General features: G+C 54.2%; 5 protein-coding genes. 4 read left to right on the top strand and 1 reads right to left on the bottom strand.

Annotated features, from left to right (window positions below):
• Positions 1-94 precede the first annotated feature (94 nt).
• The 4 genes from GEU01_RS27660 (at position 95) to GEU01_RS20415 (ending at position 2,698) form a co-directional block, all read left to right on the top strand.
• Positions 95-565 carry a type ISP restriction/modification enzyme gene (locus GEU01_RS27660; RefSeq protein ID WP_408734724.1) on the top strand — a complete coding sequence of 157 codons (471 nt, stop codon included), beginning with the start codon at positions 95-97 and terminating at the stop codon, positions 563-565.
• Complete coding sequence (locus GEU01_RS20405) at positions 562-1,251, top strand: type ISP restriction/modification enzyme (protein WP_081500044.1); 690 nt, start codon at positions 562-564, stop codon at positions 1,249-1,251. Before GEU01_RS27660 ends, GEU01_RS20405 begins: the two co-directional genes overlap by 4 nt.
• Positions 1,252-1,360: 109 nt before the next feature.
• Positions 1,361-2,083, top strand: coding sequence for a hypothetical protein (locus tag GEU01_RS20410; protein ID WP_232272648.1), 723 nt, complete (start codon positions 1,361-1,363; stop codon positions 2,081-2,083).
• Positions 2,084-2,698 carry an RES family NAD+ phosphorylase gene (locus tag GEU01_RS20415; protein ID WP_019087516.1) on the top strand — a complete coding sequence of 205 codons (615 nt, stop codon included), beginning with the start codon at positions 2,084-2,086 and terminating at the stop codon, positions 2,696-2,698.
• A gap of 211 nt (positions 2,699-2,909) precedes the next feature.
• Here GEU01_RS20415 and GEU01_RS27140 read toward each other — a convergent pair.
• The coding region (locus GEU01_RS27140) for a transposase (protein WP_019087517.1) at positions 2,910-3,250 on the bottom strand (341 nt) is incomplete at its 5' end.

Consider the following 3,250-nt stretch of genomic DNA (forward strand, 5'->3'; position numbering starts at 1 on the left):
AGGCCATCTTGATCTCATCAGGTTATCGCAAACCCATGAATCATAATCCACTGAAATCACTCAACTCATTTTCGGTCAGACACTTACACAGGGCATTTACAGACCATTCACGTTCCAATGGCTCTATTTCAACAGACGCCTGAACGAGATGGTCTATCAAATGCCTCGACTGTTTCCTGACGCTAAGGCGGATAATAGAGTAATTATGATTAAGCAACGCCAGCACGATGACAGTCAGTTTGTACTCATGAGCAAATCTGTCCCATATTTGCAAAGTGATGGCGGAACACAATGCTTTTCTGAATATTTATATGAAGAAGGACAGGACAGGACAGGACAGGACAGGACAGGACAGGACAGGACAGGACAGGACAGGACAGGACAGGACAATTATACTCGATCAACAACAGAAGTACAAGAGAGGAATCTTGTTATTTGCATAGCCAGTCCGGGAGAAGACCGGCCTTTCTCAACAATGATGATATCCTGCACTCCGGACCTGCACCTTCTACACGGGGGCCAATGCTTTCCGATGTTTCTTTACGAAACGGAGGACAGCCAATGAACACTTCCCAGGGCAGTCTATTTGAACAGACACCTTCTCAACCACGTCTTGTACGACGCGAAACCATCACAGATGAGGGATTGAAGCACTTTCAGGATGCTTATCCGGACAAGGAACTCAGCAAGGCAGACTTGTTCTATTATGTCTATGGCCTTCTGCATTCGCCCGAATACCGGGAACGCTACGCAGATACCTTGCGAAAGGAACTGCCCCGCATTCCCCGCATGAAGACATATGAAGCCTTCAAAGCCTTCTCGGATGCTGGTCGCAGGTTGGGCGAAATGCACGTAAATTTTGATAGCCAGCCCATCTATGAAGGCGTGGAGATTGACTACGGCAAAGGATCACTGTCACCCGACAACTATCGGGTGACACAGATGAAATACGGCAAGGGCAAGAACAAAACCATCCTGCATTACAATGACCGCATCACTATCACAGGTATCCCTCTGGAAGCCTACGACTACGTGGTGAACGGCAAGCCTGCCCTCGATTGGGTCGTGGAACGTCAATGCGTGAAAACCGACAAGGCCAGCGGTATCGTCAACGATGCCAATAACTGGGCCATCGAAACCATGAACGACCCCCGCTATCCGCTGGACCTGTTCCTGCGTGTCATCACGATCAGCCTGGAAACCATGAAGATTGTGAAGAACCTTCCAGCCCTGGAAATTCTGGACAACTGACAGGCTGCTAACAGGTCATGAAAGCATGACGTTAAACGCCATACCTTTACGAACTTATCGGGCTTGACAGATTTATCGAAAATGAGGAGGATACGGCAGGAGATACACCATGCCCCGAGCAACTGCATCCTCTTTCACCACAAAATCGCGCCGTCTTGCGGCGAAAACGCGTAGCGGCACTGTGGTTCTCAGCGCACGCGGCGTGCAACCCGTTTCCATTCCTGTCGGACGCACTGCGCTGACATCTGTCGCCAGACAGGTGGGAACAGCACGCTCTGTGATCGAAAATCTCGGCCACGCGCTGGCGGAGACCCGGAAAACAGGACGTGGCGTCCGCTTTTCAGTCGAAGTCACGCCCGAAGGTACAGTCCGGATTGTGCATCCTCCAGAGAATCAGGACATTGCAGGCACACAGGCGGCGGAGCGCACGTCCGGTAGCGGTCTGGCGCGCGCGAAGGCGCGTGGCGAGGCGCTGGCCGCCAGCATTCTTGCCCATGAGGATATGGTGACGGCGGAAGAACTGGCGCGGCGCATGGGAACAACCCGTGTCACGGTGAATGCCCGTCGGCACGCTCGCCAGCTGATCGGCCTCGAAGGCCCGACACGCGGTTGTCGTTACCCGGCCTGGCAACTCGATCGCGACGGTCGTCCGTTCGCTATCATCCCGAACCTGTTTACCGCGCTTGGCGACAGTCCGTGGACCATTTACCGGTTCCTCACCCAAAAGCACCCTGAACTCGAAGGACGGACTGCAATCGCGGCCTTAGAGAAAGGAGAAGATAAACGCGTCCTCTCGGTCGCGGCCAGTATCGCCGAGGGCACCTTCGCGTAAATGTCGTCCGCAAGCCTACCCCCCAGCAACTTCGACCAAGCTGACCTCGTTGTGACAACAGTACCAGCCGGTACCCGTTATGGGCGCATCCTGTTGCGGCGGTTTTCGGACACTCTGGGTTTCGGCAAGAACGAGAGCCGGTTCAGCGATCCTAGGGATCTGCCGCCACCTGAGCGGTTTGGGGTTCTTTATGTCGGCAGCACCCTGAAGGTTTGTTTCGTGGAAGCCATCCTGCGCGACAGTCGTGATGGCGTAATCGGAGAGCTTCTGCTCGCCGAGCAGGAAATCACCGACCGTGATTATGCGGAGATCGTGGTGGTCACTGATTTGCGGGTTGTCGATCTGCGGAGCGACAATCCCTTAAGGATGGGCATTCCCAGCGATGTAGTCGGCGGGTCGGACCAGCGTCCCGCGCGCCAATGGTCACTCGCACTCCATAACCATCCTGCCAAACCTGACGGTATTCTCTATCCCTCCCGATTGAATGAGGAGATCAATCTGGCAATCTTCGAACGTGCCATTCCAAAACTATCGGAAGCTGCCAGGATGAATCTTAATGGAATCTTCGCACTCGAAGATATTCTCGATCTCTTTCAGGTGGCCATCAGAGAGTGAATAGTCGGAAGCAACGGTCATTGAAGAACTGCCACGACACGCGCACCTTGAGGCGGCGGTACAGTTCGGACAGCAACATATTGTCAATGCGGCACCATTGCCCCAGATGCGGACCTCTTTGAGGTCACAGGATGCAACGAAAGCCAGGAAACTCTCTAGCAGCCTGTCGGGTTGGGCATTTTGCGGCTGATAACGCCGAGGCTGACCCGGCTTATGCTGCGTGAAGCCGTGCCATTCTTTTGCAGTTGTATGCGAGAGCGACGAGTGTCCATTCGGTCGTGACTTTTGCAAGGCTGCGCAGACTGAATCTTCTGAACCCCATGATGCTTTTGATAATTCCAAAGACCGGCTCCACGGTCTGTTTTCGTAGTCTGTAAATATCTCCGGCTTCTGTAGTTTCCAGCCTGTCCTTCATGGCAAGCCGCCAGGGTTCGGTGATCCGGCGCGGTTCCCTGTCTTCAGGAGGTAGCCGGAAGTCATAAGGCCTGCGGGCGCAGGGCCGTCCGATGGCGACCAGCGGATCGATGCCTTTTTTCCGCAGGTCCCGGACCG

Source organism: Komagataeibacter europaeus LMG 18890 (assembly GCF_000285295.1).
Taxonomy (GTDB): domain Bacteria; phylum Pseudomonadota; class Alphaproteobacteria; order Acetobacterales; family Acetobacteraceae; genus Komagataeibacter; species Komagataeibacter europaeus.